This window comes from Bradyrhizobium sp. Ses1 (assembly GCF_059512365.1).
The window spans coordinates 171624-196480 of record NZ_JCAMOQ010000008.1 but is presented as its reverse complement, the minus strand read 5'-3'; the positions used below and the strand labels follow the sequence as shown (position 1 = coordinate 196480).

26 protein-coding genes and 1 tRNA gene are annotated in these 24857 nt (G+C 63.6%); 11 read left to right on the top strand and 16 right to left on the bottom strand.

Features of this window, described 5'->3' with window-relative positions:
- Nucleotides 1-60 precede the first annotated feature (60 nt).
- On the bottom strand, nucleotides 61-453 hold the full coding sequence (gene rpoZ / locus AC5ZG5_RS12960; protein WP_027583153.1) for a DNA-directed RNA polymerase subunit omega: 393 nt from the start codon (nucleotides 451-453) through the stop codon (nucleotides 61-63).
- A gap of 352 nt (nucleotides 454-805) precedes the next feature.
- Between rpoZ and AC5ZG5_RS12955 the strand changes: the two genes are divergently transcribed.
- Nucleotides 806-1447 (top strand): LabA-like NYN domain-containing protein, encoded by a 642-nt coding sequence (locus AC5ZG5_RS12955; protein ID WP_028166658.1) that lies wholly within the window; start codon nucleotides 806-808, stop codon nucleotides 1445-1447.
- Entirely contained in the window at nucleotides 1425-2087 is a 663-nt protein-coding gene (locus AC5ZG5_RS12950; protein ID WP_456644148.1) for a uracil-DNA glycosylase, read from the top strand. The genes AC5ZG5_RS12955 and AC5ZG5_RS12950 overlap by 23 nt, the downstream gene beginning before the upstream one ends.
- Here the strand turns inward: AC5ZG5_RS12950 and AC5ZG5_RS12945 are convergent.
- The 4 genes from AC5ZG5_RS12945 to dapA form a co-directional block, all read right to left on the bottom strand.
- A complete protein-coding gene (locus AC5ZG5_RS12945; protein WP_456644149.1) occupies nucleotides 2084-2665 on the bottom strand; it encodes a peroxiredoxin in 582 nt (193 codons plus the stop codon). The genes AC5ZG5_RS12950 and AC5ZG5_RS12945 overlap by 4 nt on opposite strands.
- Nucleotides 2666-2785: 120 nt before the next feature.
- Nucleotides 2786-3259 carry an SsrA-binding protein SmpB gene (gene smpB / locus AC5ZG5_RS12940; protein ID WP_028166661.1) on the bottom strand — a complete coding sequence of 158 codons (474 nt, stop codon included), beginning with the start codon at nucleotides 3257-3259 and terminating at the stop codon, nucleotides 2786-2788.
- 1 nt (nucleotide 3260) lies between these two features.
- Nucleotides 3261-3674, bottom strand: coding sequence for a large conductance mechanosensitive channel protein MscL (mscL, locus tag AC5ZG5_RS12935; protein ID WP_028166662.1), 414 nt, complete (start codon nucleotides 3672-3674; stop codon nucleotides 3261-3263).
- Nucleotides 3675-3734: 60 nt separating this feature from the next.
- Nucleotides 3735-4625 carry a 4-hydroxy-tetrahydrodipicolinate synthase gene (dapA, locus tag AC5ZG5_RS12930; RefSeq protein ID WP_456644150.1) on the bottom strand — a complete coding sequence of 297 codons (891 nt, stop codon included), beginning with the start codon at nucleotides 4623-4625 and terminating at the stop codon, nucleotides 3735-3737.
- Nucleotides 4626-4861: 236 nt separating this feature from the next.
- Here dapA and AC5ZG5_RS12925 point away from each other — a divergent pair, with 236 nt between their 5' ends.
- The 4 genes from AC5ZG5_RS12925 to AC5ZG5_RS12910 all read left to right on the top strand — a co-directional run bounded on the left by AC5ZG5_RS12925 (nucleotide 4862) and on the right by AC5ZG5_RS12910 (nucleotide 9271).
- Complete coding sequence (locus AC5ZG5_RS12925; RefSeq protein ID WP_456644151.1) at nucleotides 4862-7105, top strand: lytic transglycosylase domain-containing protein; 2244 nt, start codon at nucleotides 4862-4864, stop codon at nucleotides 7103-7105.
- Between the two features lie 829 nt (nucleotides 7106-7934).
- Nucleotides 7935-8028: transfer RNA gene (locus tag AC5ZG5_RS12920), tRNA-Ser, on the top strand.
- Between the two features lie 99 nt (nucleotides 8029-8127).
- Nucleotides 8128-9093, top strand: coding sequence for a DUF1186 domain-containing protein (locus AC5ZG5_RS12915; protein ID WP_130229107.1), 966 nt, complete (start codon nucleotides 8128-8130; stop codon nucleotides 9091-9093).
- A gap of 22 nt (nucleotides 9094-9115) precedes the next feature.
- Nucleotides 9116-9271: a hypothetical protein gene (locus AC5ZG5_RS12910; RefSeq protein WP_165435492.1), complete on the top strand. Its 156-nt coding sequence runs from the start codon at nucleotides 9116-9118 to the stop codon at nucleotides 9269-9271.
- 24 nt (nucleotides 9272-9295) lie between these two features.
- Here AC5ZG5_RS12910 and AC5ZG5_RS12905 read toward each other — a convergent pair whose 3' ends face one another.
- The 3 genes from AC5ZG5_RS12905 to AC5ZG5_RS12895 all read right to left on the bottom strand — a co-directional run bounded on the left by AC5ZG5_RS12905 (nucleotide 9296) and on the right by AC5ZG5_RS12895 (nucleotide 11574).
- Entirely contained in the window at nucleotides 9296-9826 is a 531-nt protein-coding gene (locus AC5ZG5_RS12905) for a dihydrofolate reductase family protein (protein ID WP_456644152.1), read from the bottom strand.
- A gap of 399 nt (nucleotides 9827-10225) precedes the next feature.
- Nucleotides 10226-10654, bottom strand: coding sequence for a hypothetical protein (locus AC5ZG5_RS12900; RefSeq protein WP_456644153.1), 429 nt, complete (start codon nucleotides 10652-10654; stop codon nucleotides 10226-10228).
- A 254-nt stretch (nucleotides 10655-10908) separates the two neighbouring features.
- The gene (locus AC5ZG5_RS12895; RefSeq protein ID WP_456644154.1) at nucleotides 10909-11574 is read right to left on the bottom strand and encodes an O-methyltransferase; all 666 of its coding nucleotides are present in this window, start codon (nucleotides 11572-11574) and stop codon (nucleotides 10909-10911) included.
- A 93-nt stretch (nucleotides 11575-11667) separates the two neighbouring features.
- Between AC5ZG5_RS12895 and AC5ZG5_RS12890 the strand changes: the two genes are divergently transcribed.
- A complete protein-coding gene (locus AC5ZG5_RS12890; RefSeq protein ID WP_456644155.1) occupies nucleotides 11668-12300 on the top strand; it encodes a TetR/AcrR family transcriptional regulator in 633 nt (210 codons plus the stop codon).
- 76 nt (nucleotides 12301-12376) lie between these two features.
- Here the strand turns inward: AC5ZG5_RS12890 and AC5ZG5_RS12885 are convergent, their stop codons facing one another.
- The 8 genes from AC5ZG5_RS12885 to AC5ZG5_RS12850 all read right to left on the bottom strand — a co-directional run bounded on the left by AC5ZG5_RS12885 (nucleotide 12377) and on the right by AC5ZG5_RS12850 (nucleotide 20847).
- Nucleotides 12377-12643, bottom strand: a complete 267-nt coding sequence (locus AC5ZG5_RS12885) for a hypothetical protein (RefSeq protein ID WP_028166669.1) — start codon at nucleotides 12641-12643, stop codon at nucleotides 12377-12379.
- A 1455-nt stretch (nucleotides 12644-14098) separates the two neighbouring features.
- Nucleotides 14099-15583: an Asp-tRNA(Asn)/Glu-tRNA(Gln) amidotransferase subunit GatB gene (gene gatB / locus AC5ZG5_RS12880; RefSeq protein ID WP_456644156.1), complete on the bottom strand. Its 1485-nt coding sequence runs from the start codon at nucleotides 15581-15583 to the stop codon at nucleotides 14099-14101.
- Between the two features lie 123 nt (nucleotides 15584-15706).
- Nucleotides 15707-17104 carry a patatin-like phospholipase family protein gene (locus tag AC5ZG5_RS12875; RefSeq protein WP_456644157.1) on the bottom strand — a complete coding sequence of 466 codons (1398 nt, stop codon included), beginning with the start codon at nucleotides 17102-17104 and terminating at the stop codon, nucleotides 15707-15709.
- 174 nt (nucleotides 17105-17278) lie between these two features.
- The gene (locus AC5ZG5_RS12870) at nucleotides 17279-17560 is read right to left on the bottom strand and encodes a hypothetical protein (RefSeq protein WP_456644158.1); all 282 of its coding nucleotides are present in this window, start codon (nucleotides 17558-17560) and stop codon (nucleotides 17279-17281) included.
- A gap of 1 nt (nucleotide 17561) precedes the next feature.
- Complete coding sequence (gene gatA, locus AC5ZG5_RS12865) at nucleotides 17562-19037, bottom strand: Asp-tRNA(Asn)/Glu-tRNA(Gln) amidotransferase subunit GatA (RefSeq protein WP_028166673.1); 1476 nt, start codon at nucleotides 19035-19037, stop codon at nucleotides 17562-17564.
- Nucleotides 19034-19246, bottom strand: a complete 213-nt coding sequence (locus AC5ZG5_RS12860) for a hypothetical protein (protein WP_028166674.1) — start codon at nucleotides 19244-19246, stop codon at nucleotides 19034-19036. The genes gatA and AC5ZG5_RS12860 overlap by 4 nt, the downstream gene beginning before the upstream one ends.
- A 33-nt stretch (nucleotides 19247-19279) precedes the next feature.
- Nucleotides 19280-19567, bottom strand: coding sequence for an Asp-tRNA(Asn)/Glu-tRNA(Gln) amidotransferase subunit GatC (gatC, locus tag AC5ZG5_RS12855; RefSeq protein WP_028166675.1), 288 nt, complete (start codon nucleotides 19565-19567; stop codon nucleotides 19280-19282).
- Nucleotides 19568-19770: 203 nt separating this feature from the next.
- The gene (locus AC5ZG5_RS12850) at nucleotides 19771-20847 is read right to left on the bottom strand and encodes an NAD(P)H-dependent flavin oxidoreductase (RefSeq protein ID WP_456644159.1); all 1077 of its coding nucleotides are present in this window, start codon (nucleotides 20845-20847) and stop codon (nucleotides 19771-19773) included.
- A 391-nt stretch (nucleotides 20848-21238) separates the two neighbouring features.
- Here AC5ZG5_RS12850 and AC5ZG5_RS12845 point away from each other — a divergent pair, with 391 nt between their 5' ends.
- The 4 genes from AC5ZG5_RS12845 to AC5ZG5_RS12830 all read left to right on the top strand — a co-directional run bounded on the left by AC5ZG5_RS12845 (nucleotide 21239) and on the right by AC5ZG5_RS12830 (nucleotide 24856).
- Nucleotides 21239-22129 (top strand): LysR family transcriptional regulator, encoded by an 891-nt coding sequence (locus AC5ZG5_RS12845; protein ID WP_456644160.1) that lies wholly within the window; start codon nucleotides 21239-21241, stop codon nucleotides 22127-22129.
- 171 nt (nucleotides 22130-22300) lie between these two features.
- On the top strand, nucleotides 22301-23236 hold the full coding sequence (locus tag AC5ZG5_RS12840; RefSeq protein ID WP_456644161.1) for a cyclase family protein: 936 nt from the start codon (nucleotides 22301-22303) through the stop codon (nucleotides 23234-23236).
- A 201-nt stretch (nucleotides 23237-23437) separates the two neighbouring features.
- Nucleotides 23438-23920: a Holliday junction resolvase RuvX gene (ruvX, locus tag AC5ZG5_RS12835; protein ID WP_130228448.1), complete on the top strand. Its 483-nt coding sequence runs from the start codon at nucleotides 23438-23440 to the stop codon at nucleotides 23918-23920.
- Nucleotides 23921-23923: 3 nt separating this feature from the next.
- Nucleotides 23924-24856: an AEC family transporter gene (locus AC5ZG5_RS12830; protein WP_456644162.1), complete on the top strand. Its 933-nt coding sequence runs from the start codon at nucleotides 23924-23926 to the stop codon at nucleotides 24854-24856.
- Nucleotide 24857 lies beyond the last annotated feature (1 nt).

Genomic DNA, 24857 nt, shown 5'->3' with positions numbered 1-24857 from the left:
GCCCGGGCAGTGCCCAGGCCTTCAGCCAATTCAACCGTGTTGGGTGACCGCAGCGAGGACCTATTCGTCCTCTTCGGGCTGCTCCTCCGGCGGCGCGAGGCCCTCGAGGCCCTTCAGCAGCTCTTCCTCGGTCATCCGCTCCATCGCCACTTCGGTATCATCAGCATCGACGCTGGCGCCAGCCGAACCGATCAGCGGCACGGTGTCGGGCTCCGGCTCGTCGACCTCGACAAACTTCTGCAGCGAGTGCACCAGTTCCTCGCGCAGGTCCTCCGGGGAAATGGTCTGGTCGGCGATCTCGCGGAGCGATACCACCGGGTTCTTGTCGTTGTCTCGATCAACCGTGAGTTGTGATCCCGAGGAAATCATCCGAGCGCGATGGGCAGCCAACAGGACCAGATCGAACCGGTTGTCGACCTTATCAATGCAATCTTCGACGGTGACGCGCGCCATATGCTGTCGCTCCGTTAAGTGGGACAGAATTTGCTGATTATTGTGCGTTAGTTATAGGGCGAGGCGGGGTTTCGCAACATTAAATTTGTGATTTGCCTTCGCCCAAACCTCTGCTAACCCGTGACGGGGCCAGAAGGCCGGAGCGTCCGTAACGCGGCGGGACGCCGTTGTGGACAAGTAACTCACTTCATTGCATCGTCAAAAGTGTAGGTATTTCGCCCTCGCCTCACCATAATTGCGATGGTGACTGTCGTTGGGGGAAGATTCACCGGACTTTAGGCTGCAACGCAGAATTAAGGTGCGCGGCTCGTCGCCGCTGCGCCGAGAAGCTAACAAAAGGCGAGAAACTTTGATGTCGTCACCCGTTTCCAACAAGATCGCGCTCTTTATCGATGGAGCCAATCTGTATGCAACCGCCAAGACGCTCGGGTTCGACATCGACTACAAGCGCCTGCTGAAGGAATTCCAGAGCCGCGGCACCCTGCTCCGCGCGTTCTACTACACGGCGATCATCGAGGATCAGGAGTATTCGTCCATCCGGCCGCTGATCGACTGGCTCGACTACAACGGCTACACCGTCGTCACCAAGGCCACCAAGGAGTTCATCGACGCCAGCGGCCGCCGCAAGGTGAAGGGCAACATGGACATCGAGCTCGCGGTCGATGCAATGGAACTCGCCGAACATATCGACCAGATGGTGCTGTTCTCCGGCGACGGCGATTTCCGCTCGCTCGTCGAGGCGGTGCAGCGGCGCGGCGTCCGGGTAACCGTAGTCTCGACCATCGCAAGCCAGCCGCCGATGATTGCCGACGAACTCCGCCGCCAGGCCGACGTCTTCACCGACCTGGTGGAACTGCAATCCAAGCTCGGCCGCGACCCGTCCGAGCGCCCGGCCCCGCGCGAGCGCGGCGAGTCTCGCCACCACGCGCCGCAATTCCTGCAGCGCGCCACGACCACGGCGCCCCGGGCCGATGACGACGATTTCGACGACTAGCCTCCTTCCCGCCTCCACCGAACCCGACCGCAACTGCCCGCTCTGTCCGCGGCTCGCCGAGTTTCGCGCCGAGGCGCGTGCCAAGCAGCCGGGTTGGTTCAATTCGCCGGTGGCATCCTTCGGCGATGCCGAGGCGCGGCTGCTGATCGTCGGGCTGGCACCCGGGCTGCAGGGAGCCAACCGCACCGGGCGCCCCTTCACCGGCGACTATGCGGGTGACCTGCTCTACGCGACGCTGCTGGAGTTCGGCTTTGCCAAGGGCGTCTACGAGGCGCGGCCGGACGACGGCTTGCGGCTGGTCGATTGCCGGATCAGCAACGCCGTGCGCTGCGTGCCGCCACAGAACAAGCCGTTGCCGATCGAGATCAACACTTGCCGAAAGTTCCTGGCAGCGACCATCGCGACCATGCCAAGACTGCGCGCCATCGTCCTGCTCGGCCGCATCGCGCATGAATCGACGGTGAAGGCGCTCGGCCTGCGCAATGCCGCCGCGCCCTTTGCGCACGCCGCGGTGCACGAGGCCGGCAACATCCGCCTCTACGACAGCTATCACTGCTCGCGCTACAATACGAATACCGGCGTGCTCACGCCGAAGATGTTCCGCGATGTCTTTGCGCAGGTGCGGAAGGATCTGGGCTAGCCCGCTACCGGATTTTCCCGCAGCCATTCCAGGACGTCGCCGGCGTTCCGGTCGGGCGGGAACACCGGATAGAAGACGTGGGTGATACGCCCGTCGTCGACGATCAGCGCCAGCCGCTTGATCAGCGTCAGCCCCGCCACCTCCATGGTCGGCAGTCTGAGCGCGTGCGTCAACTCGAGCGTCTCGTCCGAGAGCACCGGAAACGGCAGATGCAGGCGTGACGCCATTTCCGTCTGGTATTCGTTGCTCTGCGTCGACAGGCCGAACACGTGGGCAGCGCCGGCGGCCTTGAGCTCGGCGAACAGGTCGCGGAAGGCGCAGGTCTGCGGCGTGCAGCCGCGCGCGCCCGGGATCATGTCCCAGTCGTCGACCAGCGCGATCTTGCCGGGCTCGCCGGTGCGCGGATAGGCGAACACCACGGTGCGACCCTTCAGCGAAGACAGCGACACTGACGTATCGTCCGTCGCCACCAGGCTGACCGGCGGGATCGCCATGCCCTTCAGATGCCCGGCGCCGCCATCATCGGTCGGCGCGGGGATCTTGCTCCAGTCGACTTCGAGCAGGTTCTTCTGGTTCATTGGGCTATTCTCCATCCGCCGTCATTGCGAGGAGCGAAAGCGACGAAGCAATCCATCCTTCCGCTTGCGGCGCTATGGATTGCTTCGCTTCGCTCGCAATGACGGATGGACATGGAAGCGTTATCCCCGCGCGCGCAGCAGGCGGCCCTTCTCGCGGCCCCAGTCACGCTTCTTTTCGCTCTCGCGCTTGTCGTGCAGCTTCTTGCCCTTGGCGACCGCGAGCAACAGCTTGGCGCGACCGCGCTCGTTGAAATAGAGCTTGAGCGGGATCAGCGTCATGCCCTCGCGGTCGACCGCGCCCATCAACTTGCTGATCTGCTTCTTGTGAAGCAGCAATTTGCGCGGGCGCTTCGGCTCGTGATTGAAGCGGTTGGCCTGCAGGTATTCCGGGATATTGGCGTTGATCAGCCATATCTCGCCGTTCTTGGAATCCGCATAGGACTCGGCGATCGTGCTCTTGCCGCCGCGGATCGACTTCACCTCGGTGCCGGTCAGCGCAATGCCCGCCTCGATGGTGTCCTCGATCGCATAGTTAAAGCGCGCCTTGCGGTTCTCGGCGACGACTTTGATCGGACGTTCGTTTTTCTCGGCCACGTCAGGATTTCTTGAGGAGATCGCGAATTTCGGTGAGCAGTTCTTCCTGACGGGTCAATTTCGGCGGCGCTGGCGCCGTTTCCTGCTTGCGCTTCAACTGGTTCATGAGCCGGATCACGATGAACAGCACGAAGGCGACGATCAGGAAATTCAGGGTCAGCGTCAGGAAACTGCCCCAAGCCAATACGGCACCTTGCTTCTTGGCGTCAGCGAGATTGTTGGCAGTGACCGACTTCGCCAACGGCGTGAAGTAGTTTGAGAAGTCGAGCCCGCCGGTGATGGCGCCGATGATCGGCATGATGACGTCGCCGACCAGGGAGTTCACGATGGCGCCGAAGGCCGCGCCGATGATGACGCCGACCGCAAGGTCGACGACATTGCCCTTCATTGCGAACTCTTGGAACTCCTTCAGCATGCGAAGCCCCTTCTCCTCGCCTGGCCAACCGGACCAGTCATTGGCGCAACCCGTCCGGCTTTAGTTGAGGAGGCCGGCGTGCACCATGGCGCTGCGCACCGCCACGCGCGTGGATTCCGACACCGGCACCATCGGCAGCCGCAGCCGCTCCTCCAGCTTGCCGAGCAACGACATCGCGTATTTCACCGGCCCGGGATTGCTCTCGATGAACAGGTTGGTGTGCAGCGGCATCAACTTGTCGTGCACCTTCAGCGCGGTCGCGACGTCGCCCTTCTGCCAGGCGGCGTGGAACTCGGCGCACAGCCGCGGCGCCACATTTGAGGTCACGGAGATGCAACCATGGCCGCCATGGGCCATGTAGCCGAGCACGGTCGCGTCTTCGCCCGAGAGCTGGTTGAAATCCTCCCCCATCGCCGCCCGCTGCTGCGACACCCGCACCATGCTCGCGGTGGCGTCTTTGACGCCGGCAATGTTCTTCAATTCCCACAGGCGCGTCATCGTATCGACCGACATGTCGATCACCGAGCGTGGCGGGATATTGTAGATAATGATCGGTATTCCAATCGCATCGTTAATCGCCTTGAAGTGCTGGTAGAGCCCTTCCTGGGTCGGCTTGTTGTAATAGGGGGTGACGACCAATACGGCGTCGGCGCCGGCCTGCTCGGCGTGCTCCGACAGCTCGATTGCCTCCTTGGTCGAATTGGAACCGGCGCCCGCGATCACCGGCACCCTGCCCTTGGCCTCCTGCGCACACCATTCGACCACGCGCTTGTGCTCGTCATGGCTGAGCGTCGGGCTCTCGCCCGTGGTTCCGACCGGAACCAGGCCGTTGGTGCCCTCGCCGATCTGCCAGTTCACGAGGCCACGAAAGGCCACCTCGTCCACGGAACCGTTCTTGAATGGCGTCACCAAAGCGGTGAACGAGCCGCGAAATTTTGTCTTGGCTGCCATGGACTTCCTCCAAACACTTAAGGGTTGCGGCGCGCGGGTCAGAAAGGCCGATTCATATCGGGTCCGGCGGCGGGGCGAAAGGGCCGCAGTCCCCCTCCCATTGCGAGCCGCGATTTTGCCGCTGTCATGGCGCAAATATTCGCTTCCCGCGACACTTTTAGCAATTTGTCTACATATTCAATCAAATACAGCTAAGGCCTCAGCGATCAGATGATTCGCCGCCGCAGAGGAAAGCCGTGACCCCTTCCCCCCGCGCAGCCGCATTGCGATCGACCGCCTTGGCAACATCGCTGGTGCTGGCGTTCGCCTTGTCCGCGATGGCAGAAGCCGCGGCCGGCCCAAATGTTCCCTTGCCGAAACCGCGGCCGATCGCGCGCAGCGTGGTTCCGAAAACCACGCCTGCCACCACCGCGCCAGCGACCGCCGCCGCCAAGAATACCGCCCCTCCCAAAGCGACATCGTCCAACACGCCTGCTCCGCCCCCGCCCCATCTGGCGCCAGCCACGCGCCAGCATGCGGCGCCGGCCCGGATCAAGCCGACGGTGCCGGCCGCCGTGGCCGCGACCTCATCGACCTCCCAGAGCGACAAGGACGCGCTCGAGAATGTCATCGAGCTCGTCCGCAAGCAGAAGTCCGGCGATGCGACCGAGGTCGCGGCGACGATCTCCGATCCCGTCGCCCGAAAGCTCGCCGAGTGGCTGATCCTGCGCAGCGAAAACAACGGCGGCTCGGTCGAGCGCTACCGCGCCTTCATCTCGGCCAATCCGAGCTGGCCCTCGCAGACCTTCCTGCGCCGCCGCCTCGAGGCCGCGCTGTGGGACGACCGCCGCGAAGATGCAGCAGTCTGGGCGTGGTTCGAAAACGAGTCGCCCTTGTCCGCCAAGGGCCGGCTCGCGCTGGCCAAGGCGATGCTCGCGCGCGGCGACCGCGCCAATGCCGAGCGGCTGGTGCGCGAAGCCTGGCGCAGCGATCCCATGAGCGAGGACACCGAGACCACCGCGCTGGACATGTTCGGCCCTCTGCTCACCGCCGGTGATCACAAGGCGCGCATGGACACCATGCTCTATGGCACCGAGCAGGAGGCTGCTGGCCTGCGGGCGGCCAAGCGGCTGGGTTCGGGCTATCTCGCGCTCGCCAAGGCACGGATCGCCGCCAACAAGAAAGCATCCAACCTGCGGGCGCTGCTGGAGGCGGTGCCGCGCGAACTGCACGGCGACACCGGCTATCTCTTCGCCCGGATCCAGTTGCTCCGTCGCGAGGAGAAATTCGCGGAAGCGGCGCAGGTGATGTTGAGCGCGCCGAAGGATCCGGCGAGGCTGTTCAATGTCGACGAATGGTGGATCGAGCGGCGCCTGCTGGCGCGCAAGATGATCGACGTCGGCGAGAACCGCTCCGCCTATCTGATCGCGCGCGATGCGGCGCTACCCGCCCGCGACATCTACAAGACCGAGCAGGAGTTCACCGCCGGCTGGATCGCACTGCGCTTCCTCAGAGATCCCGGGCTCGCCGCGCAGCACTTTGCCCGCATCGGCGTTGGCAGCGTCAATCCAACCGCGCTGGCGCGTGCCGGCTATTGGCAAGGCCGCGCCGCCGAGGCCGCCGGTCGCAACCAGGAGGCGCGCGCGGCCTATCTACGCGCGGCCGAGCAGTCGACCAGCTATTACGGCCAGCTCGCGCGGGCCAAGCTTGGCTTGCCGCAGATCGAGCTGAACGGCGTCCCGGGCGCACGCGGCCGCGGCGTCGAGCGATTGGAAATCGTGCGCGCGGCGCAATTGCTCTATGAAGTCGACGCGCGCGAGTTCGCGGTTCCCCTGCTCGCCGACATGGGTGAAAACGGCGATCCCGACGCACTGGTCGGGCTCGGCGAGCTGACGGCGCGCTATAGCGACGCCCGTGGGATGCTGTTGATGGGCAAGGCCGCGCTCAACCGTGGTCTGCCGTTCGATTTCTACGCCTATCCCATCAACGGGATTCCGTCGTTCAGGTCGATTGGACCCGAAGTCGAGCGAAGCGTCGTCTATGCGATCGCGCGACAGGAGAGCGCATTCAATCCGGCCGTGGTTTCGCCGGCGCAGGCCTATGGCCTGATGCAAGTCACGCCGGATGCGGGGCGCTATGTCTGCAAGCGCGCCGGCGTCGCGTTCGATCTGAACCGGATGAAGACCGACTCGGTCTACAACGCCGCGCTCGGCGCCGCCGAGCTCGGCGGGTTGCTCGAGGACTATCGCGGCTCCTACATCCTCACCTTCGCGGCCTACAATGCCGGCCGCGGCAGCGTGAGGAAATGGATCGATCGCTACGGTGACCCGCGCGATCCCAAGGTCGACGCGGTCGACTGGGTCGAGCTGATTCCATTCTCCGAGACGCGCAACTATGTGCAACGGATCATGGAGAACCTGCAGGTCTATCGCGCCCGGTTCGGCGGCGGCACGCGGCTGCAGATCGAAGCCGACCTCCACCGCGGCGCCAGCGTCGAATAGGCGAATAGCGAGTGGCGAATGGCGGGACAGGTTGGCGGTCCCGCGCAGCGCGCTTAACGACAGACGCGGCGTCCCTGCTGTTGCGAACACGCGGAAGTCCCGGGCGGCGGCGGTTGCGGAGGTTGGATCGGCACGATCGTTGGCCCCGTCATCGGGCACGCGGTCATTGGACAATTTGGCGGAAGAAGTTCGCCGGGATTTGTGCAGATCGGCTGCATCCGCCCGTTGACGCACTGACACTCGCACTTCGCCCACACCTCCGTCGGCATGGCCACGCCAAAAACCAAAATCGCGAGAAAGCGGCCCACCTGGCATTCCCTTCTTCGCTGGGCGCCGCCTTTCAGTTCGGCTTGTCGATCCCTATCGAGCATTGCCCCCTCTTTTCGTCCTGATTTGAACTCCCCGGCGTGTTGCTGGTTCGGAGCGCCATTTGTGAGGACGAAGAAGGGCGAGATCGTCTGAGCCGGGCTGCAAGCCATAGGCGCCGAGGCAAAATTGCCGGAACAGGGAACCCTGGGGCTTTCAACCGCCTGACAGTCCGCGTTATCCCTCGACACCGGTAACGTTAGGATTCAGCGCCGCGAAGGCCGGCCGTGACGGCCTGCCCCATCCCTTGGCAAGCCGCCCTTACTATAACTCATTGAAATAACTATAATTATTGCGAAACCCCGCTTTCAAGATCGATACTGTCCGATCGAGTCGCGTGTTAAACGTCAGATGTTATCCACAGCGTAATCGGGCCTCGGGGCGCCAACGCCGACGCACAGTCCGGTGTCCCCTCAATCTGCCGCTTGCGGCTCGCCCGCGCGTCGTGCATATCGGCGCTGCCGGAGACGTGGCCGAGTGGCTGAAGGCGGCGGTTTGCTAAACCGTTATAGGCTTGTAAAGGCCTATCGAGGGTTCGAATCCCTCCGTCTCCGCCAGCTGCCTCCGGCAGCCATTTCGGTCGCGTTACCGTTGGCCTCATCGTCCCCTGTCCCGCGTAACGACGATCCTGCACCAGAGTTTCCAGGGAACGTCACATGCGCAAGGAAGAACTCGAAGCAATTCTGAGCGACGGCTCCGGCGAGGTCGACATCGGTCCGATTGAGGATCAGCTTTTCCTGCTCGCGACCGAGCGACGCCTGCCAGACTTGGCGGTTGCCCAGTGCGCGGTCAGGATAGAGGAATCCGCGCCCGCCTTGCTCGACGTGCTCGAGCGTGCGGCGCGCGCAGAACCGCTGACGGAAAAAGACGAGATGTTACTGGTCCGCGGAATCTATCTTCTCGGCGGCGGGCAGCAGACTCAAGCCTTCCAGCCGCTGCTGCGCCTGTTGCGCCGGCCAGAGAGTGAAGTGGACGACCTGCTTGGCGATGTCGTCACCGAGGACTTGTCGCGGATTGCTGCCGGCGCTTTCGACGGCGATGCCGACGCGCTCTTTGGCGTCATCGCCGACGCTTCCGTAGAGCAGTACGTCCGTGATGCCTTGTTCGGTGCAGCGACATTCCTCACCTGGAATGGCCAGATCAAGCGCGACCAGACGCGAGGCTTCCTGGTGCGGTTCTTCGAGGGCCGGCTCGCCGAACCGGACAACGAGGCCTGGGCCGGCTGGTTGGAGTCTATCGCACTGCTCGGCTTGCGCGAGCTCGAACCACTAGCCGAGGGTGCCTGGAAGGCAGGCCTTGTTCCGGATTTCTCGTACAGCAGAGAGAATTTCGATGAGGATTTGCGTCAAGCCGAGCAGCGGCCTGACGATATCGAGCGCTTCACGGAACGTCGGCTTGGTCTGATCGAGGACACCCTCGCAGCTCTGGAGTTGACCGACTGCGGGGATCACGACGAATCCTGGGATGACGAGAATCCCTTCACCGGCGAGCCGCTCGACGTCCGCGACTGGATGCCGATGGAGCCGGTCAAAAATCCTATGCGGAATGTCGGGCGCAACGACCCCTGCCCCTGCGGCAGCGGCAAGAAGGCCAAGAAATGCTGCCTGGCCCGCAAAGACTAGACGTTGAACGAACGGGTAGGTCGTGAGGTATCGCGGGATCGTCTACGATGTAGGGCTGAACTTCGCGGATCAGGGATTTTCAGTCGAGCCCTTCGACCCCGTTCTGGTGGCGCACGACATCCGCGTGATTGCCAACGACCTCCACGCCAATGCCGTGCGGACCGAGGGCCGGACCTGACGCGTCGTGCAGTCCGTCTGCCGACTAAGCAGGAACGTATGTCAACCTAACCGTGTCCTCGCCAACGAGATCGGTGGCAACAAGGCGGAGCGGCGGTCGGGGACCGGCGAAGAATGGCTTGCCGCGACCAAGCACGACGGGGTGGAAGTAGAGTCGATACTCATCGATAAGACCAAGGTCGGTTACGCTTTGTGCCAGGTCTGGGCCGGAAACTGTAATCTCTCCAACAAGCCGAGCCTTCAGGCCACGTATCACCGCCTCGATGTTATCCTCGACAAGTGTGGCGTTGGGGCCAACTGACTTCAACGAGCGCGACACGACCCACTTCGGTTGGCGCCGCCACGCCGCCGCGAACTCGTGGTGCTCCGCATTCCACTCAGGACGGTCTTCGTCCCAATAACGCATAACCTCGTACACGCGGCGACCGTACACACTGCCGGTCAGGTCGCGCACGTGCTCTATCCAGTGACGAAAGAGCGCGGGACTTGGCGCAAATTCCTGGTGATCGACATAACCATCCAAGGACTGGTTCATTCCGAAAACGATCTTCGCCATGCTGCCAAATCTCCATCCCAAGATCTTCACGGTAGTATGAATAGAGTGATGCAGAAAGTGAAGTTGGCCGTAGACTGCGCGCTGTTGTCGGTTTGACGAATAACCAGATGCCCAAGACTGGCAGCTGCACAGTGCACGGTCAGGATAGAGCAATCCGCGCCCGCAGCTCTATGGCAGACGTAACCAGATTTCCAGCGCCTGAAATCATCGCGCAGCTCGCGCCTTTCAAATTCCAAGCCGCGTCGCGCCGTCTGGCACGATGAAGCGGCGCAGACCGGAGCCGGAAGAACTGTTGCCCGCGCTCAAGAAGGCGGCGAACGTCTCCACCCGGCAGGCGCTTGCTGATCTTCTGAGCGCCTCGCAATCATGAACATGTCTCGTGACGGCTCGCCGCGTCTTTTACGTCCGATATTGTTCCGGCGGCTGCGGGTAGTTCGCCGGATTGCTATCGAGCTTGGAAAGGCGCGTGATCAGCTTGCCGCTGACCAGGGGCTGCAAGTCCGATTCCAGCGCGTCAGCGAGCGGCTTGGCATAGACTTCATTGCCGTCAACGTAGAGCGCGAACAACTTGACGTATTTTGCCTGCTTTTCAGGATCCTCGATCGTCGCTTTCGTCCATGCGTAAAGCGGATAGTTTTCGGTACCCCGCTTCTCAGCTTCGGCCACATAGTCGGCGAAGATATCGAACTGACACTTCATCGTCGCATGATGTTTGGCGAGGATATCCGCAAGCGGCTTGATTGCCGGATTGTCGGGATCGCGCCGCGCCACGCCGGCAAGCTCGTCCCCGAGATTGATCCGGACCTGATATTCCCATTGCTTGGTCATCGTTGGCTTCCCCGAGGCCCTCACAAGCCCGCCTCGTCGGCTACGAAATGAAATAGCTAGCTTGGGTAAAGCACTACATCACGTCATCCGGTTCAAGCTCGCCGCGACCAGCGCCTCGGTCCACACAAAAGTGGTTGAATACCTTTGCATGGATCGCGAAGCGCGGCTGCGGTGACACAGCAAGATCGCTCCTATGCTGGCCGGCCGGAGATCGTCCCGCGATCCCCGATCCACGCCATTGTCCCAAACACCGTTCAGCCGATCCGCATCGAAAGCTCGACGTCCCCACCGAATGGCGTCGACATGTAGCCGTTCGCGGGCGAGCGCACATGCGCCAAATAGTCGGGGCTGTAGTCGGCGTTGTCGGCGACAATGAAGGCACCGGGCCTGAGGCGACTTTCCACCAGGCTCAGTATCGCGGGATAGAGGCCCTTGGCGCCGTCGAGCAGCAGCAGGTCGATCGTATCAGGGAGATCGACGCTCAGCGTCTGCAGGGCGTCTCCTTCACGGATCTCCACGAGGTCGATGAGACCGCCGGCGGTCAGATTGTCGCGGGCCCGCGCCACCTTGGACGGCTCGAACTCGCTGGTGATCAGGCGGCCACCGCCATTGTCGCGCAGGGCTGCGGCAAGGTGCAGGGTCGAGATGCCGAACGAGGTCCCGAACTCGACGATCGTTCGCGCGCCGCGGCAACGCGCCAGCATGTAGAGCAACGCGCCGGTTTCTCGCGAGACGGCGAGCGGAAGATCCTTCAGACGGCCGTAGAAGTCGCGGTATTCGGTCTTGCTTCGCATCAGACGCGAATGTTCCTCGCCTGAGAGATCGCCCACTGCAGAATTGGCCGCGGGCGAAGCCGCATCAGCCTCTTCGAACAAGCGATCCAGCAACGGCGCAAGCGGGGTGGTGGACAGTGTGGTCATGCAGGTCTCCGGTCTGAAATGAGCGCGTCCTTGCGCTGAACCAGAAATACGACTAATTCGTCGCATTTCCTATTCGCATTGCCAGGCCACCCCATGACCGATCGGCGAAGTACTCGAATTTCCTCACGAAAACAGCCCAAGCAGGTGCGCTCGGCGGAGCTCGTCGCCGCGATTTTGGATGCTGCTGTTCAGGTTTTGGCTAAGGAAGGCGCGCAGCGCTTCACCACGGCGCGCGTCGCCGAGAAGGCCGGAGTCAGTATCGGGTCGCTCTATCAGTATTTCCCGAGCAAGGCGGCGATCCTCTTCCGACTTCAGAGCGACGAGTGGCGGCAGACGAGCGACCTGCTGCGCGGAATCCTTGAAGACGACCAGAGACCGCCGCGCGAACGGCTGCGCACCCTGATCCACGCCTTCCTCCGCTCGGAGTGTGATGAAGCCGCGATGCGTGTGGCGCTCAATGACGCCGCCCCACTCTATCGCGATGCGCCCGAAGCACACGAAGCGATGGCGTCGGGAGAGCGCATTGTTCAGGCCTTCATGCGGAAGGCGTTGCCCGAGGCATCAGAGGCAACTCGCGCATTGGCCGGCGAGTTGATCATGACGACGCTAACCGAGGTGGGCAGGCAGTTCTCGGAGACCCTTCGCTCGTCCGCAGAGATCGATGCCTATGGCGATGCCATGGCCGATATGTTCTGCGCCTACCTTAAGGATCTCGGGCACGCCTGAGATCGGCGGCAGAGCCGGTCACGACGGATCGATCAGCGCCGCGGCCAAGGATGATCGCGGCGGCGCTTCCACCGCCTTAGTGCGCGGTCATCCAGGCGCGGGCTTCGCGCTGGGCGGCAGCGATCTCAGCTTCCGTCATCTGCTCGGCGATCTCGCGCCGCATCGCCATGGCATCCGTGCGGCCCTTCAGGGCGGCAAGGTTGAACCATTTGTGCGCCGCGACCAGGTTGACCACGCCGGAACGGCCGCTCGCCCAGTAGAGGCCACGCTCGAACAGCACGTCCGAGATCGCGGTCGCGTCCACCGGAATGGCCGTCTCCAGATTGATATGTCCCTGAAACATTCTCGTAGCTCCCCTTTTTATTGTTGGCCGCCCTCCCCCGAGCGCGGCCCCCGTCCACATCTAACGCCTTACTTCCCCAGCGCGCGATCAGCAAAAGTGGCATCCGGTTTTGCGTCCGATCGCGCGCCGCTTATGAAAAGAGCGCCTGATCTGATCGCCAAACCGCCTACACTTGGCGGATCAGGCGCTCGCCGTTTGCCGGCTTGTTGAGGGAGATCATGCCGGCCAAATTTGAAAAGCAGTTTAAGTATCGCGATGAACGGCGTGTAAACGCCCGGCGTGCGGCGAGTTCCCGAAATCGGAGAAGTGCCTGCAGCACAACGACTTATGCGCGATGGTGAAGTTCGGTTTACCCTGGCGGTTGGCGGAACGATAACCATCGCGCGCAAACGCCAACCGGACACGGCTGCATCGCCGCCCGCCATACGGCAGCGGAAGCAAACCGGTCGTCATGTGGGGAGATCAGGCAACAAAAAAGCCGGCACCAAACGGCCGGCTATTGGAACGAGGGCGTCGGCGAACACGTCAGGATCAGATCTCACGATGGGCCTTGGGCCCTGTGAAATTGCGGAGCCGGATAAGTGGTCCGCACCGAACGAAGAAACCTGTTTCTTCTGCCGGACCGACTTCGAAGAGCGAACCCTTCTTGGAAAGGCGATCCAGCCGTTTGACCCTGATGTCTCGCCGACACCCTCTTTCGTCAACCGGAGCCGCCTGGGTGGATCGCTTCAAGGAAGCAGATCGTCCGAAGGTCCGGGTGACGGGCCGGCGTCAACCCGCCGGCATCCTCTCTCGGGCGAGAGTTACTTCTTCTTCTTCGCGACCTTCTTGGTCTTCTTCGCAGTCTTCTTCACTGCGCTCTTCGCCTTCTTCGCCTTCTTCGCTTTCTTCGCCATGTTGCCCTCCAATGAGATGGCTATACTTCGCTGCGTGCACTCGGGAATCGAGATGCACTGCATCCCGAATACACCAACACATCGAAAAAAACAGCGTCCAGCTTAAGGAAGTGTTGATGTTACGAGGCGCGAGAAGTATGCGCGCGCCGAGCGCACGCGCGACGTTGCGCTGACGCACTGATGCAGGAAATGCAGAGTCGATCGACATCGACACTCATCGCGAATGCAAAAAGTGCCTGTGCCACAGGCATTTCTTGAATCGTCGTTTCTTCGCGCGCGATCTGACTGACATGTCGACAAGACTCACCGAGCGGGCTGAGAACACCTCGCGCAGGCGTCGAGTCGCTAATTCCGGCGCCAAAAAAAATTTCGTGGGTAAGCCCTGCCAGCGGCATCTCCGCCCGCCGAAACGGCCTTTCCGGACGAATCGCGGTCGGCCGATTCGGTGAAGCGATGATCCCGACGTGGTGATCGAAGGCCGCGAGAAGCGAGCCGCGGACGCCTCCGCGCATCGTACAGAGTGCGTGCCGCGATGCCGTTCGCGTCCGCGCGCGAGGTGTCAGAGGCCGAGCTTCGCCTTCAGGAGATCGTTCACGGCCTGCGGGTTGGCCTTGCCGCCGGACGACTTCATCACCTGTCCGACGAACCAGCCGATCATCTGCGGCTTCGCTTTCGCCTGCGCCACCTTGTCCGGATTGGCGGCGACGATGTCGTCGACCACCTTCTCGATCGCACCCAAGTCGGTGACCTGCTTCATGCCGCGCGCTTCGACCAGCGCACGGGGATCGCCGCCTTCCTGCCAGACGATCTCGAACAGGTCCTTGGCAATCTTGCCGGAAATCGTCCCCTCGCCGATCAGCTCAATGATCGCGGCAAGCTGCTCGGAGGAGACGGGCGAGCCCGTAATATCCCGGCCTTCCTTGTTGAGGCGCCCGAACAGTTCGTTGATCACCCAGTTGGCGGCGAGCTTGCCGTCGCGCGCACGATCGGCGAGGCGGGCAAGCACCGCCTCGTAGAACTCCGCGCTCTCGCGCTCGGCCACCAGCACGCCGGCGTCATAGGGTGACAGCGCCAAGTCGGCAATGAAGCGCGCCTTCTTCTGGTCAGGCAGCTCGGGCAGCTTGGACTTCAGCTCGTCGACGAACGCCTGGCTGAACTCCAGCGGCAAGAGGTCGGGGTCGGGGAAATAACGATAGTCGTGCGCCTCCTCCTTGGAGCGCATCGAGCGCGTTTCGCCCTTGCCCGGATCGAACAGCCGCGTCTCCTGGTCGATGGTGCCGCCGTCCTCGAGGATCTCGATCTGCCGCCGCGCCTCATACTCGATCGCCTGGCCGATGAAGTTGACCGAGTTCATGTTCTTGATTTCGCAGCGGGTGCCGAGCGGACCGCCGGGCCGGCGCACCGAGACGTTGACGTCGGCGCGCAGATTGCCCTTCTCCATGTCGCCGTCGCAGGTGCCGAGATAGCGCAGGATCGAGCGCAGCTTGGCGACGTAGGCCTTTGCCTGCTCGGCATCGCGGATGTCAGGCTTGGAGACGATCTCCATCAGCGCGACGCCGCAGCGGTTGAGGTCGACATAGGACATCGTCGGCGACTGATCGTGCAGCAACTTGCCGGCGTCCTGCTCCAGGTGCAGCCGCTCGATGCCGATGGTGACGCTGCGGCCGCCCTCGAGTTCGAGTTCGACCTCGCCCTCGCCGACGATCGGCGATTTGTACTGGCTGATCTGGTAGCCCTGCGGCGAGTCCGGATAGAAATAGTTCTTGCGGTCGAACACCGAGCGCAGGTTGATCCTGGCATTCAGCCCAAGCCCGGTGCGCACCGCCTGCCGCACGCATTCCTCGTTGATCACGGGAAGCATGCCCGGCATCGCAGCGTCCACCAGCGAGACATGGCTGTTCGGCTCGCCGCCGAACGCGGTCGAGGCGCCCGAGAACAGCTTTGAATTGGAGACGACCTGGGCATGGATCTCCATGCCGATCACCATCTCCCAGTCGCCGGTCGCGCCCTTGATGAGCTTGTGTGATGTGACAGGTGCGTTCATTGGTCTCGGTTTCCGGACAATTGATATCTGGGACTGCTTTCGGCTTCGCGCAACCGACCGCGCCAGTCAAGCCGGAGAGCATAATCCGGAAAGGATCATGCTCAAACAAAGGGTTTTGAGCGATCAAAGCCCGCGTCGAAACGCCTGGTAGGACTTGCTCAGGCGGAGCGCGTCAGCCCCGCCTGCGATCAGGAGGTCGACCTGTTCCGGCGGCAGCGCGAACCGCGTCGGGATCGCGTTCAGGATGCCCGCGCGCTCTTCGCCCAACTGGTCGAAGCCGAGCCGCTCGACATAGATGTGGATGTCACCGCATTGCCAGTTGCCGCCGACGCCAAGGCGGGCGCGATCCGCCGCCGACAGTCCACACCGCCACCGCTTCAGCTTGCCCGACCATTCGGTGGCAAGCCCGGAGAATGCCGCGTAGCTCGAGCGCACGCTGGCATCGATGGCGGTGTCGGCCGCTGCCGCAACCAGCTCGGCCCCGCTCGGGCCTTCGAGGCGCTGTGCGAAATCGCCGGATATGCCGCGCCCGGCATCGACCACCATGAACAGGATCCGCTGGAGCTTCACCGCCTGCCGCTCCGTCAACGGCTGGTACGGCCGCTCCGCGGCCAACAGCCCGATGGTGAGACCGGACAGGCCAAAATTGTCGACAAGACCGCCGTCCAGCAGCTTCACGTAGCGCATGGAGCCGTCGCGGTAGCGCGCATTGGCCTCGGCGAACGAGCGCAGCAATGGCTGCGCATTCGGATCGCGCCGCACGCGTTCGAGCCAGGCCGGCAGCGGCTTCGAGCACCCGCCGGGATAGGTCTCCAGCACGATCGGCGCGAACGCCAGCGGCACCGCCGCCGATGCGGCAACCGCTTCGGACACACGGTAGGAGCGGATGTCGCTGCACAGCGCGTCGAAGGAGGTCTTTCCGAACACGAAGGGCGTGCGGTTATAGATGTCGGAGGCGTTGATCCAGACCTTCGGCCGCCGGTCCTCGCGCAGCGCATCGAAGCGCGCGCCGTCGAACAGATTCTGGTCCAGCCACTCGGTGAGCTGGCTGTTGTTGACGCCGCCGGCGAGCGCACGGCCGATATTGCCGAGCGAGACATTGGTCCTCAGCCCCTCCTCTGCATTGCGCAACAGGAAGCGTTCGCGGAAATCGTCGAGCGCGGCGCGCTTCTTCAAACCGAAATAGGCGGTGGTGATCGAACCGCCTGATACACCGGAGACGAAGTCGACGCGATCGAGCAGCGTCTTCGCCTGACCGGAGCCGCCGTGAGAGCGATCGAGCTCCTTGAGCACGCCGAACGAGAAAGCCGCCGCCCGCGTGCCGCCGCCCGAGAAGGACAGCGCGACCAGCACGTCGTCATCATAGCGTGGAATGTCAGCCCCGAGATTGCTATCGGCAAGCGCGTTGGCAAGCGGCACGTTGCTCGGCAGATTGTAGACCGTTGCGCATCCGGCAAGCGCCACTGCAAAACTGGCCGCCAGTACCGTCGACAGCCACGCCCCTATACCCGATCTACCCACAAACCCCCTCTTGCCCGCAGGCCCCCGCCACGCTTCCCCTCAGCCTATCGCGGGCAATCTGGGCGCCCGCGTGGCACGGAAACAGGGCAATGTCTATACGAGCCAATTGAAGCGCGGTCCGGTAAAGAAACCGCGTCAAAATGAACCACGGAAAGCCTTCACAACTTGGAGAGGTTAGTCGAGCAGCGCGGTGACGATCCGCTCCCATTCGGCATCGAGCCTATCCTTGGCGACCGGCTGGCCCGCCTGGCGGTACCAATAGCCGGCGTTGCCGAGGTCGCCTTCGACGCGGTGCAGATAGGCGTGCACCCAGGCAGCCTCGGCGGTGCTTTCGTCCTGCACGATGCGGTGCGCCTGGTCCCAATCGCCTTTCGCCGCCCACCACAGCGCCGCCAGCGGCGGCGGCAGCGAAGCCTCCGGCGCGGCGTCGTTCAGGCTGGCGCGGAAATCCGCCATCTCACCACCATCTCGGCGGCGTGAAGTGTCCGGCCGCCTGCTCGATCACTTCGCCGAGCGAGAACAGCGTCTCTTCATCGAAAGCGCGCCCGATCAGTTGCAGGCCGAGCGGCAAGCCTTGCGCATCCTTGCCGGCGGGCACCGCGATGCCGGGCAGGCCCGCCATATTCACGGTCACCGTGAAGATGTCGTTGAGATACATCTCGACCGGATCAGCGCCGCCCTTCTCGCCGACGCCAAACGCCGCCGACGGCGTTGCCGGCGTCAGGATCGCGTTCACGCCCTTGGCGAAGCAGTCCTCGAAATCCTTCTTGATCAGCGTGCGCACCTTCTGCGCGCGCAGGTAATAGGCGTCGTAATAGCCGGCCGAGAGCACATAGGTACCGATCATGACGCGGCGACGCACCTCGTCGCCAAACCCATCGGCGCGAGTGTTCTCATACATCTCGCCGATGCTGCGGCCGGGCACGCGCAGGCCGTAGCGTACACCGTCATAGCGCGCCAGGTTCGACGAGGCTTCCGCCGGCGCCACGATGTAATATGCCGGCAGTGCGTATTTGGTGTGCGGCAGCGACACTTCGACCAGCTCGGCACCTGCCGCCTTCAACCATGCCGCGCCATCGCTCCAGAGCTTCTCGATCTCGGCCGGCATGCCGTCGAGGCGGTACTCCTTGGGGATGCCGATCTTCATCCCCTTCACCGACTTGCCGATCGCAGCCTCGTAATCGGGCACGCCGATATTGACCGAAGTCGTGTCCTTCGGATCATGCCCCGCCATCGAGCGCATCAGGATCGCGGAATCGCGCACCGTGCGCGCGATCGGACCAGCCTGGTCGAGCGAGGATGCGAATGCAACGATGCCCCAGCGCGAGCAGCGGCCATAGGTCGGCTTCACGCCGACGGTGGCAGTGAACGCGGCCGGCTGGCGGATCGAGCCGCCGGTATCGGTTGCGGTTGCGCCCATGCACAGCAATGCCGCGACGGCGGATGCCGAACCGCCCGAGGAGCCGCCCGGCACCAGATGCGTGTTGGAGCCCTCGCGCCGCCATGGATTGACCACCGGGCCGAAGCAGGAGGTCTCGTTCGACGAGCCCATCGCGAACTCGTCATTGTTGAGCTTGCCGAGCAGGATCGCGCCGTCGCGCCAGAGCTGCGAGGTCACGGTCGATTCGTAAGGCGGCACGAAATTGCCGAGGATCTTCGAGCAGGCGGTGGTGCGGATATCGCGTGTCGCGAACAGGTCCTTGATGCCGAGCGGGATGCCGGCGAGCGGACCGCCCTCGCCCTTGCCGATCTGCTTGTCCGCGGCGTCAGCCATCTCGCGCGCGCGATCCGGCGTCTCCAGCACATAGGCGTTGAGCACGCGCGCCGCCTCGATCGCAGCAAGATGCGCATCGGTGAGCTCGCGCGCGGTGAAGGACTTGTTCGTCAGGCCCTCGCGGGCCTCGGCGATCGTCAGCGATGTCAAATCGGTCATTTATTGATCGGGCTACAGAAGAACGGAGACAGGGTCTTGTCGTCGGCGGGATCGTCTTTCTTGGCGCGCGCCTTGTCGGCGGCCTCGAGCTGATCGAGCACGGTTTGCATCACCGCATTCGGATCGGCGGCCTTGCCCTGCCGCTCCATCACGTCGAGATAGTTCATGTAGGCCTGATAGGCCTTTTCATCGTCGCAGAGCAGACACATCGGACTTCCCGCAAAACAAGTAGAGAGAGGAGCTTACTCGACGACCTTCGGCACCAGGAAGAAGTGATTCTCGGTGGCCGGCGCATTGCGGACGATATCATCCGCAATCTCGCCGTCATTGACCACGTCGGCGCGCTTCTTCATCTCCATGGGCGTCACCGAGGTCATCGGCTCGACGCCCTCGACATTCACCTCCGAAAGCTGCTCGACGAAGGCGAGCATCGCGTTCAGCTCGCCCTGCAGATGGGGAACTTCAGCCTCGGAGACCGCGATCCGCGCAAGTTGCGCGATGCGGCGGACGGTCGTGGCGTCGACTGACATTATATATGGCCTTTGGGCAGCAAGATCAGCCCGCCGTATAGCAGACGCCGGTTTTGAGCCGCAACCCGCAGCCGTTCACCTCTCCCGAAGGGAGAGGTCGCGCAAAGCGCGGGTGAGGGGCTACGGTCCCTCATTAGAGCCGCGGCCCCTCACCCGATTTGCTGCGCAAATCGACCTCTCCCCGCCGGGGAGAGGTAAAGAAGCTAGCGGCCCAAGGCCCCCATCCGCGCCAGCGCCTCGCTGGCCAATGTCCGGGTCAGCTCGTCCGCCGGCAGTTCGCGGCCCAATGGCAGCGCCTGTCCGGCCCACATATTGGTGAAATCGACCCTGCCGAGTTTTTCGGCAGCCACCTTCAGCGGCGCCAGCGCGGTTGCGGCATGCGGAAAGGCAGGCGCGTCCGGCGAGATCGGCCCGATCTCGGACATCGCGCGGTTGGCGACCCCGCGCGCCGGCCGCCCGGTCATCACATTGGTGATCACGGTTGAATCGTCCTTCGCCTGCGCCAGCGCGGCACGCGCCGCCGGCCCCACCCTGGATTCCGGGCAGCGCAGATAGGCGCTCCCGATCTGCACGCCGGAGGCGCCCAGTGCGAACGCCGCCGCGATCCCGCGCCCGTCCGCGATCCCGCCGGCCGCGATCACCGGCACTTTCACCGCATCGACCACCTGCGGCAGCAGCGCGAAGAGCCCGGGCTGCTCGGCGATATTGTCGGTCAGGAACATGCCGCGATGGCCGCCCGCCTCGGCGCCCTGCGCGATGATGACATCGGCGCCGTGCTGCTCGAGCCAGACCGCTTCCTTCACGATGGTCGCCGACGCCATCACGATCGCGCCGGCATCCTTCACCCGCTTCAGCAGCCGCTCCTCCGGCAGGCCGAAATGGAAGCTGACGACTTCCAGCTTCAGTTCCTCGACCACTTCGCACATCGCGTCATCGAACGGCGCACGGTTGGCGGCGTTGACGGGCGCCGCGGGATCCAGCCCAAGCTCTTTGTAATACGCCGCAAGCCGCGCCTTCCAGCGCGCCTCGTGCTGCGGATCCGGATCGTCCGGCTGGTGGCAGAAGAAGTTCATGTTGATCGGCGCGGAGACGCGCTGGCGGATGATGTTGACCTGCTCGCGCGCCTTCTCCGCGGTGAGCATCGCACAGGGCAATGAGCCGAGCGCACCGCCTTGCGCGGCGGCGATCACGAGATCTGCATCCATCACGCCGGCCATCGGCGCCAGTACGATCGGAAACTCGGTCTTGAACAGATCAATAATTCTGCGGTCCGGCCACATGATTCAGCCCTCTTGTTGACTCGTTGCTTGTAACCTTCTCCCACAACGGGACAAGGCGAGATGCGTCGAACACACCTTCTCCCCTTGTGGGAGAAGGTGGCGCGGATGCAATCCGCGCCGGATGAGGGGTTCTCTCCACGGGCGCACGTGTTCGTGGAGAGAACCCCTCACCCAAGCGAGTTCGGTCGCACCCGCCGGAGCTGCCCTCTCCCACAAGGGGCGAGGGCGCATCAACCGGCAGCATCGAGCCGTGATGAATTCAGCACGAAAGCAAACGTAGGATATTGCCCCGGGACCCCATCTCGACAGCCACACTAGACAGAGCTACCATTCTCTCGAAATGAATACTCGAGAACGCTGCCATCTCAATAATGAAACGCGGGCTGCGATCATGGAACTCACCGATCTCCAGACCTTCGCCACGGTCGCCCGTCTCGGCGGCATCACCCGCGCCGCCGATGAGCTGCACACCGTGCAGTCCAACGTCACCCAGAGGATCAAAGCGCTCGAGGCCGAGATCGGCACGGCGCTGTTCGAGCGGCACAGCCGCGGCATGACGTTGACCGGCGCCGGACGGCGGCTGCTCCCTTATGCGCAACGCATGGCCGCACTCTCGCGCGAAGCGTTGCTCGCCGCCCGCGATGATGGCGAGCCGAAGGGACCGCTCGCGATCGGCTCCATGGAAACGACGGCCGCCGTCCGCCTGCCGGTGCTGCTTGCCGATTTCCATCGCCGCTTTCCGGCGGTACGCCTCACCCTGAAGACCGCGACCACGACCGATCTCGTGACCGCCGTGCTTGATGGCACGCTGGACGGCGCCTTCGTGGCCGGCCCGATCGATCACGCCGAGCTCACGTCCACCCTCGCCTTCCGCGAAGAGCTGGTGCTGATCACCGCGCGCCGCTGGGCCAGCCTCGCCGCCTTGCGCGCGGGCACATCGGAATCCGGACCGACCGCGCTGGTGTTCCGCACCGGCTGCACCTATCGCCAGCGGCTCGAGCAGATCTTCATCGACTTCGGCTGGCCCTCGGCCGCACGGTTCGAGCTCGGCACGCTCGACGGCATGGTGGGCTGTGTCGCCGCCGATATGGGCGTGACGCTATTGCCGCGCGTCGTCGTCGAACGCAACGCGTTGCATGCCAGCGTCAGCATCCACACGCTCGACCCATCCTATGCGCGGGCCGAAACCATCTTCATCCAGCGCCGCAGCGCCCATCAATACAGCGCCCTGCAGAGTTTTGCCGCCTGTCTCGACAAGGATGATCAGGTCATCGCGGCCTGACCGCTCGTTCCGCTCCGCGAAATTCGCAAAGCCTTGTTTCTCTGACGCGCGCAGGCACCCGCATGGTGCGAGCACACGTCATCAAAAATTTTTGGATCGTTGTGCGCGTCTACGTTAGTATGTGGCGCTTTCTACCAACAACCATAACGTCAACATCTGGGAGGGACTGCGATGCGCACCGCATTCGTGTTGTGCTGTTCTGTTGCCTTGTTGGCTACGGTCGGAACGGCAAGCGCACAAGACTGGACCAAGTCGAAATGGGGGCCGAACGACGAGATCGGCGCCGCCAACTACATGACGCCCGAGCTCGTCGTCAAAGCCGCGTCATTGGTAAAAACCGGCAAGACCTACGCGCTCGGCATTCCCGTCGACACCAAGACGCCGGCCTATCCGCCGCGCAGCTTCAAGATCACCATCGTCCAGCCCGGACAGGCCGGCAGCTCCGGCATCGGTCCGAACAAGGCAACCTACAATGACGATATCATCGATACCTGGGTCGGCATCGGCAGCCAGCTCGACGGGCTCGGCCATCTCGGCATCGAGCATGTCTACTACAACGGCAACAAGCTCGCCGATTTTGCCGATCCCACCGGGTTGAAGAAGCTCGGCATCGAGAAGGTGCCGCCGATGGTCGCCCGCGGCGTGCTGCTCGACATGGCCGCCTACTACAACACCGACGTGGTCAAGGAAGGCACCGCCTTCAACGTCAAGGAGATCGAGGAAGTCGCGAAGAAACAGGGTGTCGAGATCCGCCAGGGCGACGTCGTGATCTTCCACACCGGTTGGCTCAGCCTGATCGGCAAGGACGACAAGCGCTATTCCGCCGGCGAACCCGGCCTCGGGGTCGAGGGCGCCAATTATCTCACCGGCAAGGGCGTGGTGGCCGTCGGTGCCGATACCTGGGCGGTCGAGACCATCCCGTTCGAAAGCCCGAACGTGTTCGAGGTGCACCAGATCCTGCTTGCCAAGAACGGCACCTACATCCTGGAGAACATGGACACCGCCGAACTCGCCAAGGACAAGGGGTATGAGTTCCTGTTCGTGCTCGGACAGCCGCGCTGGCGCGGCGGCGTGCAGAGCATGATCAACCCCATCGCGATCCGGTAGCCCCGAGGCACGCTGCCGGTTTCACCTCTCCCATCGGGAGAGGTCGGCGCACAGCGCCGGGTGAGGGGTCACGGTCTCTCATGGGCACCTGCGCCCCCTCACCCGGATCGCATCTAGCGATGCGATCCGACCTCTCCCCGCTGGGGAGAGGTGAAGAGAGCGCTTTGCTTCCACGGTGCACCACATGTTAATCGCATCCTCATGCCCGCCCCTGTCCTCCCCCTGATCGAAGCCGTCGCGCACTGGCCCGAGCGCGGCGCGTTGATCGGGCTCGATCTCGGAACCAAGACCATCGGCGTTGCCGTCTCCGATCCCGATCGGCGGCTGGCGACCGGCGTCGAAACCATCCAGCGCAAGGCGTTCAAGGCTGACGCGGCGCGGTTGCTGGTGATCGCCGGCGAACGCAACGTGGTCGGCTTCGTGCTTGGGCTTCCCATCAACATGGACGGCAGCGAGGGGCCGCGAGCGCAATCGACCCGCGCCTTCGCGCGCAACCTCTCCAACCTGACCACGCTCGCGATCGGGCTCTGGGACGAGCGGCTCTCGACGGCGGCCGTCGAGCGCGAATTGATCGGCCTGGATGTCAGCCGCGCCAAGCGCGCCGAGGTGATCGACGAGCACGCCGCGATCTTCATCCTGCAAGGTGCGCTGGATCGGCTGGCAAAATTGCGGGGCGAGCGCTGAAGCATGGCCGTCGTCATCGCGGCGCTCTTGCCGACATTCCTCTTGATCGCGCTCGGCTTCATCCTGAAGCGGACGCTGCTCAAGCCCGAGATGCAATGGCAGGGCCTGGAACGGCTGACCTATTACGTGCTGTTCCCCGTGCTCTTGATCCAGACGCTGGTGAAGGCCGACCTGACAAAGGTGCCGATCGCCGGTGTCGGCGGCGCGCTGTTCCTCTCGGCGCTGGCGATGTCGCTACTGTGCCTCGCACTGCGCCCACTACTCGCGCGCAGCGGCGTCGACGGTCCTGCCTTCACCTCGGTGTTCCAGGGCGCCACCCGCTGGCAGACCTATGTCGCGCTCGCGGTGTCCGGTGCCCTCTACGGCGATGTCGGACTCGCGCTCGCTTCGGTGGCGATGGTCGCGATCATTCCACTGGTCAATGTGTTCAGCGTCTCCGTGCTCGCGCACTACGCCGCGCCGCAAAAGCAGTCGGCGGGCGCCATCGTCATGACGGTGGTGAAGAACCCGCTGATCTGGGCCTGCGTCGTCGGGCTCCTTCTGAACGTGACCCACTTCCCGCTGCCAAAGCTCTGGCATGACGTCGCAGACGCGCTCGGCCGCTCCTCGCTTGCGATCGGCCTGCTCGTCACCGGCGCCGGCCTGCATCTCGAAGGCATGTTCCGTCCGAACCTCGCCGCCAGCATCACGGTGTTCCTGAAACTGATCGCCATGCCCATACTCACCGTGACGCTCGGGCTCGCGTTCGGCCTATCCGGTCCGAGCCTGGTCATCGTCGCCGTCGGCTCGGCGGTCCCCACTTCCTCTTCAGCTTATGTGCTCGCCCGCCAGATGGGCGGCGACGCACCGCTGCTGGCGCAGATCATCACGCTGCAGACGATACTGGCTGCGATCACGATGCCCGTTATCATCGCGCTCGCGGCAAGCGGGCGCTAGG

What these genes read in the sequence shown, in the direction of transcription:
- rpoZ (WP_027583153.1), bottom strand. Translation starts at nt 453, where the DNA reads ATGGCGCGCGTCACCGTCGAAGATTGCATTGATAAGGTCGACAACCGG.
- AC5ZG5_RS12955 (WP_028166658.1), top strand. Translation starts at nt 806, where the DNA reads ATGTCGTCACCCGTTTCCAACAAGATCGCGCTCTTTATCGATGGAGCC.
- AC5ZG5_RS12950 (WP_456644148.1), top strand. Translation starts at nt 1,425, where the DNA reads ATGACGACGATTTCGACGACTAGCCTCCTTCCCGCCTCCACCGAACCC.
- AC5ZG5_RS12945 (WP_456644149.1), bottom strand. Translation starts at nt 2,665, where the DNA reads ATGAACCAGAAGAACCTGCTCGAAGTCGACTGGAGCAAGATCCCCGCG.
- mscL (WP_028166662.1), bottom strand. Translation starts at nt 3,674, where the DNA reads ATGCTGAAGGAGTTCCAAGAGTTCGCAATGAAGGGCAATGTCGTCGAC.
- dapA (WP_456644150.1), bottom strand. Translation starts at nt 4,625, where the DNA reads ATGGCAGCCAAGACAAAATTTCGCGGCTCGTTCACCGCTTTGGTGACG.
- AC5ZG5_RS12915 (WP_130229107.1), top strand. Translation starts at nt 8,128, where the DNA reads ATGCGCAAGGAAGAACTCGAAGCAATTCTGAGCGACGGCTCCGGCGAG.
- AC5ZG5_RS12905 (WP_456644152.1), bottom strand. Translation starts at nt 9,826, where the DNA reads ATGGCGAAGATCGTTTTCGGAATGAACCAGTCCTTGGATGGTTATGTC.
- AC5ZG5_RS12900 (WP_456644153.1), bottom strand. Translation starts at nt 10,654, where the DNA reads ATGACCAAGCAATGGGAATATCAGGTCCGGATCAATCTCGGGGACGAG.
- AC5ZG5_RS12895 (WP_456644154.1), bottom strand. Translation starts at nt 11,574, where the DNA reads ATGACCACACTGTCCACCACCCCGCTTGCGCCGTTGCTGGATCGCTTG.
- AC5ZG5_RS12890 (WP_456644155.1), top strand. Translation starts at nt 11,668, where the DNA reads ATGACCGATCGGCGAAGTACTCGAATTTCCTCACGAAAACAGCCCAAG.
- AC5ZG5_RS12885 (WP_028166669.1), bottom strand. Translation starts at nt 12,643, where the DNA reads ATGTTTCAGGGACATATCAATCTGGAGACGGCCATTCCGGTGGACGCG.
- gatB (WP_456644156.1), bottom strand. Translation starts at nt 15,583, where the DNA reads ATGAACGCACCTGTCACATCACACAAGCTCATCAAGGGCGCGACCGGC.
- AC5ZG5_RS12870 (WP_456644158.1), bottom strand. Translation starts at nt 17,560, where the DNA reads ATGGCGGATTTCCGCGCCAGCCTGAACGACGCCGCGCCGGAGGCTTCG.
- gatA (WP_028166673.1), bottom strand. Translation starts at nt 19,037, where the DNA reads ATGACCGATTTGACATCGCTGACGATCGCCGAGGCCCGCGAGGGCCTG.
- AC5ZG5_RS12860 (WP_028166674.1), bottom strand. Translation starts at nt 19,246, where the DNA reads ATGTGTCTGCTCTGCGACGATGAAAAGGCCTATCAGGCCTACATGAAC.
- gatC (WP_028166675.1), bottom strand. Translation starts at nt 19,567, where the DNA reads ATGTCAGTCGACGCCACGACCGTCCGCCGCATCGCGCAACTTGCGCGG.
- AC5ZG5_RS12850 (WP_456644159.1), bottom strand. Translation starts at nt 20,847, where the DNA reads ATGTGGCCGGACCGCAGAATTATTGATCTGTTCAAGACCGAGTTTCCG.
- AC5ZG5_RS12845 (WP_456644160.1), top strand. Translation starts at nt 21,239, where the DNA reads ATGGAACTCACCGATCTCCAGACCTTCGCCACGGTCGCCCGTCTCGGC.
- AC5ZG5_RS12840 (WP_456644161.1), top strand. Translation starts at nt 22,301, where the DNA reads ATGCGCACCGCATTCGTGTTGTGCTGTTCTGTTGCCTTGTTGGCTACG.
- ruvX (WP_130228448.1), top strand. Translation starts at nt 23,438, where the DNA reads ATGCCCGCCCCTGTCCTCCCCCTGATCGAAGCCGTCGCGCACTGGCCC.
- AC5ZG5_RS12830 (WP_456644162.1), top strand. Translation starts at nt 23,924, where the DNA reads ATGGCCGTCGTCATCGCGGCGCTCTTGCCGACATTCCTCTTGATCGCG.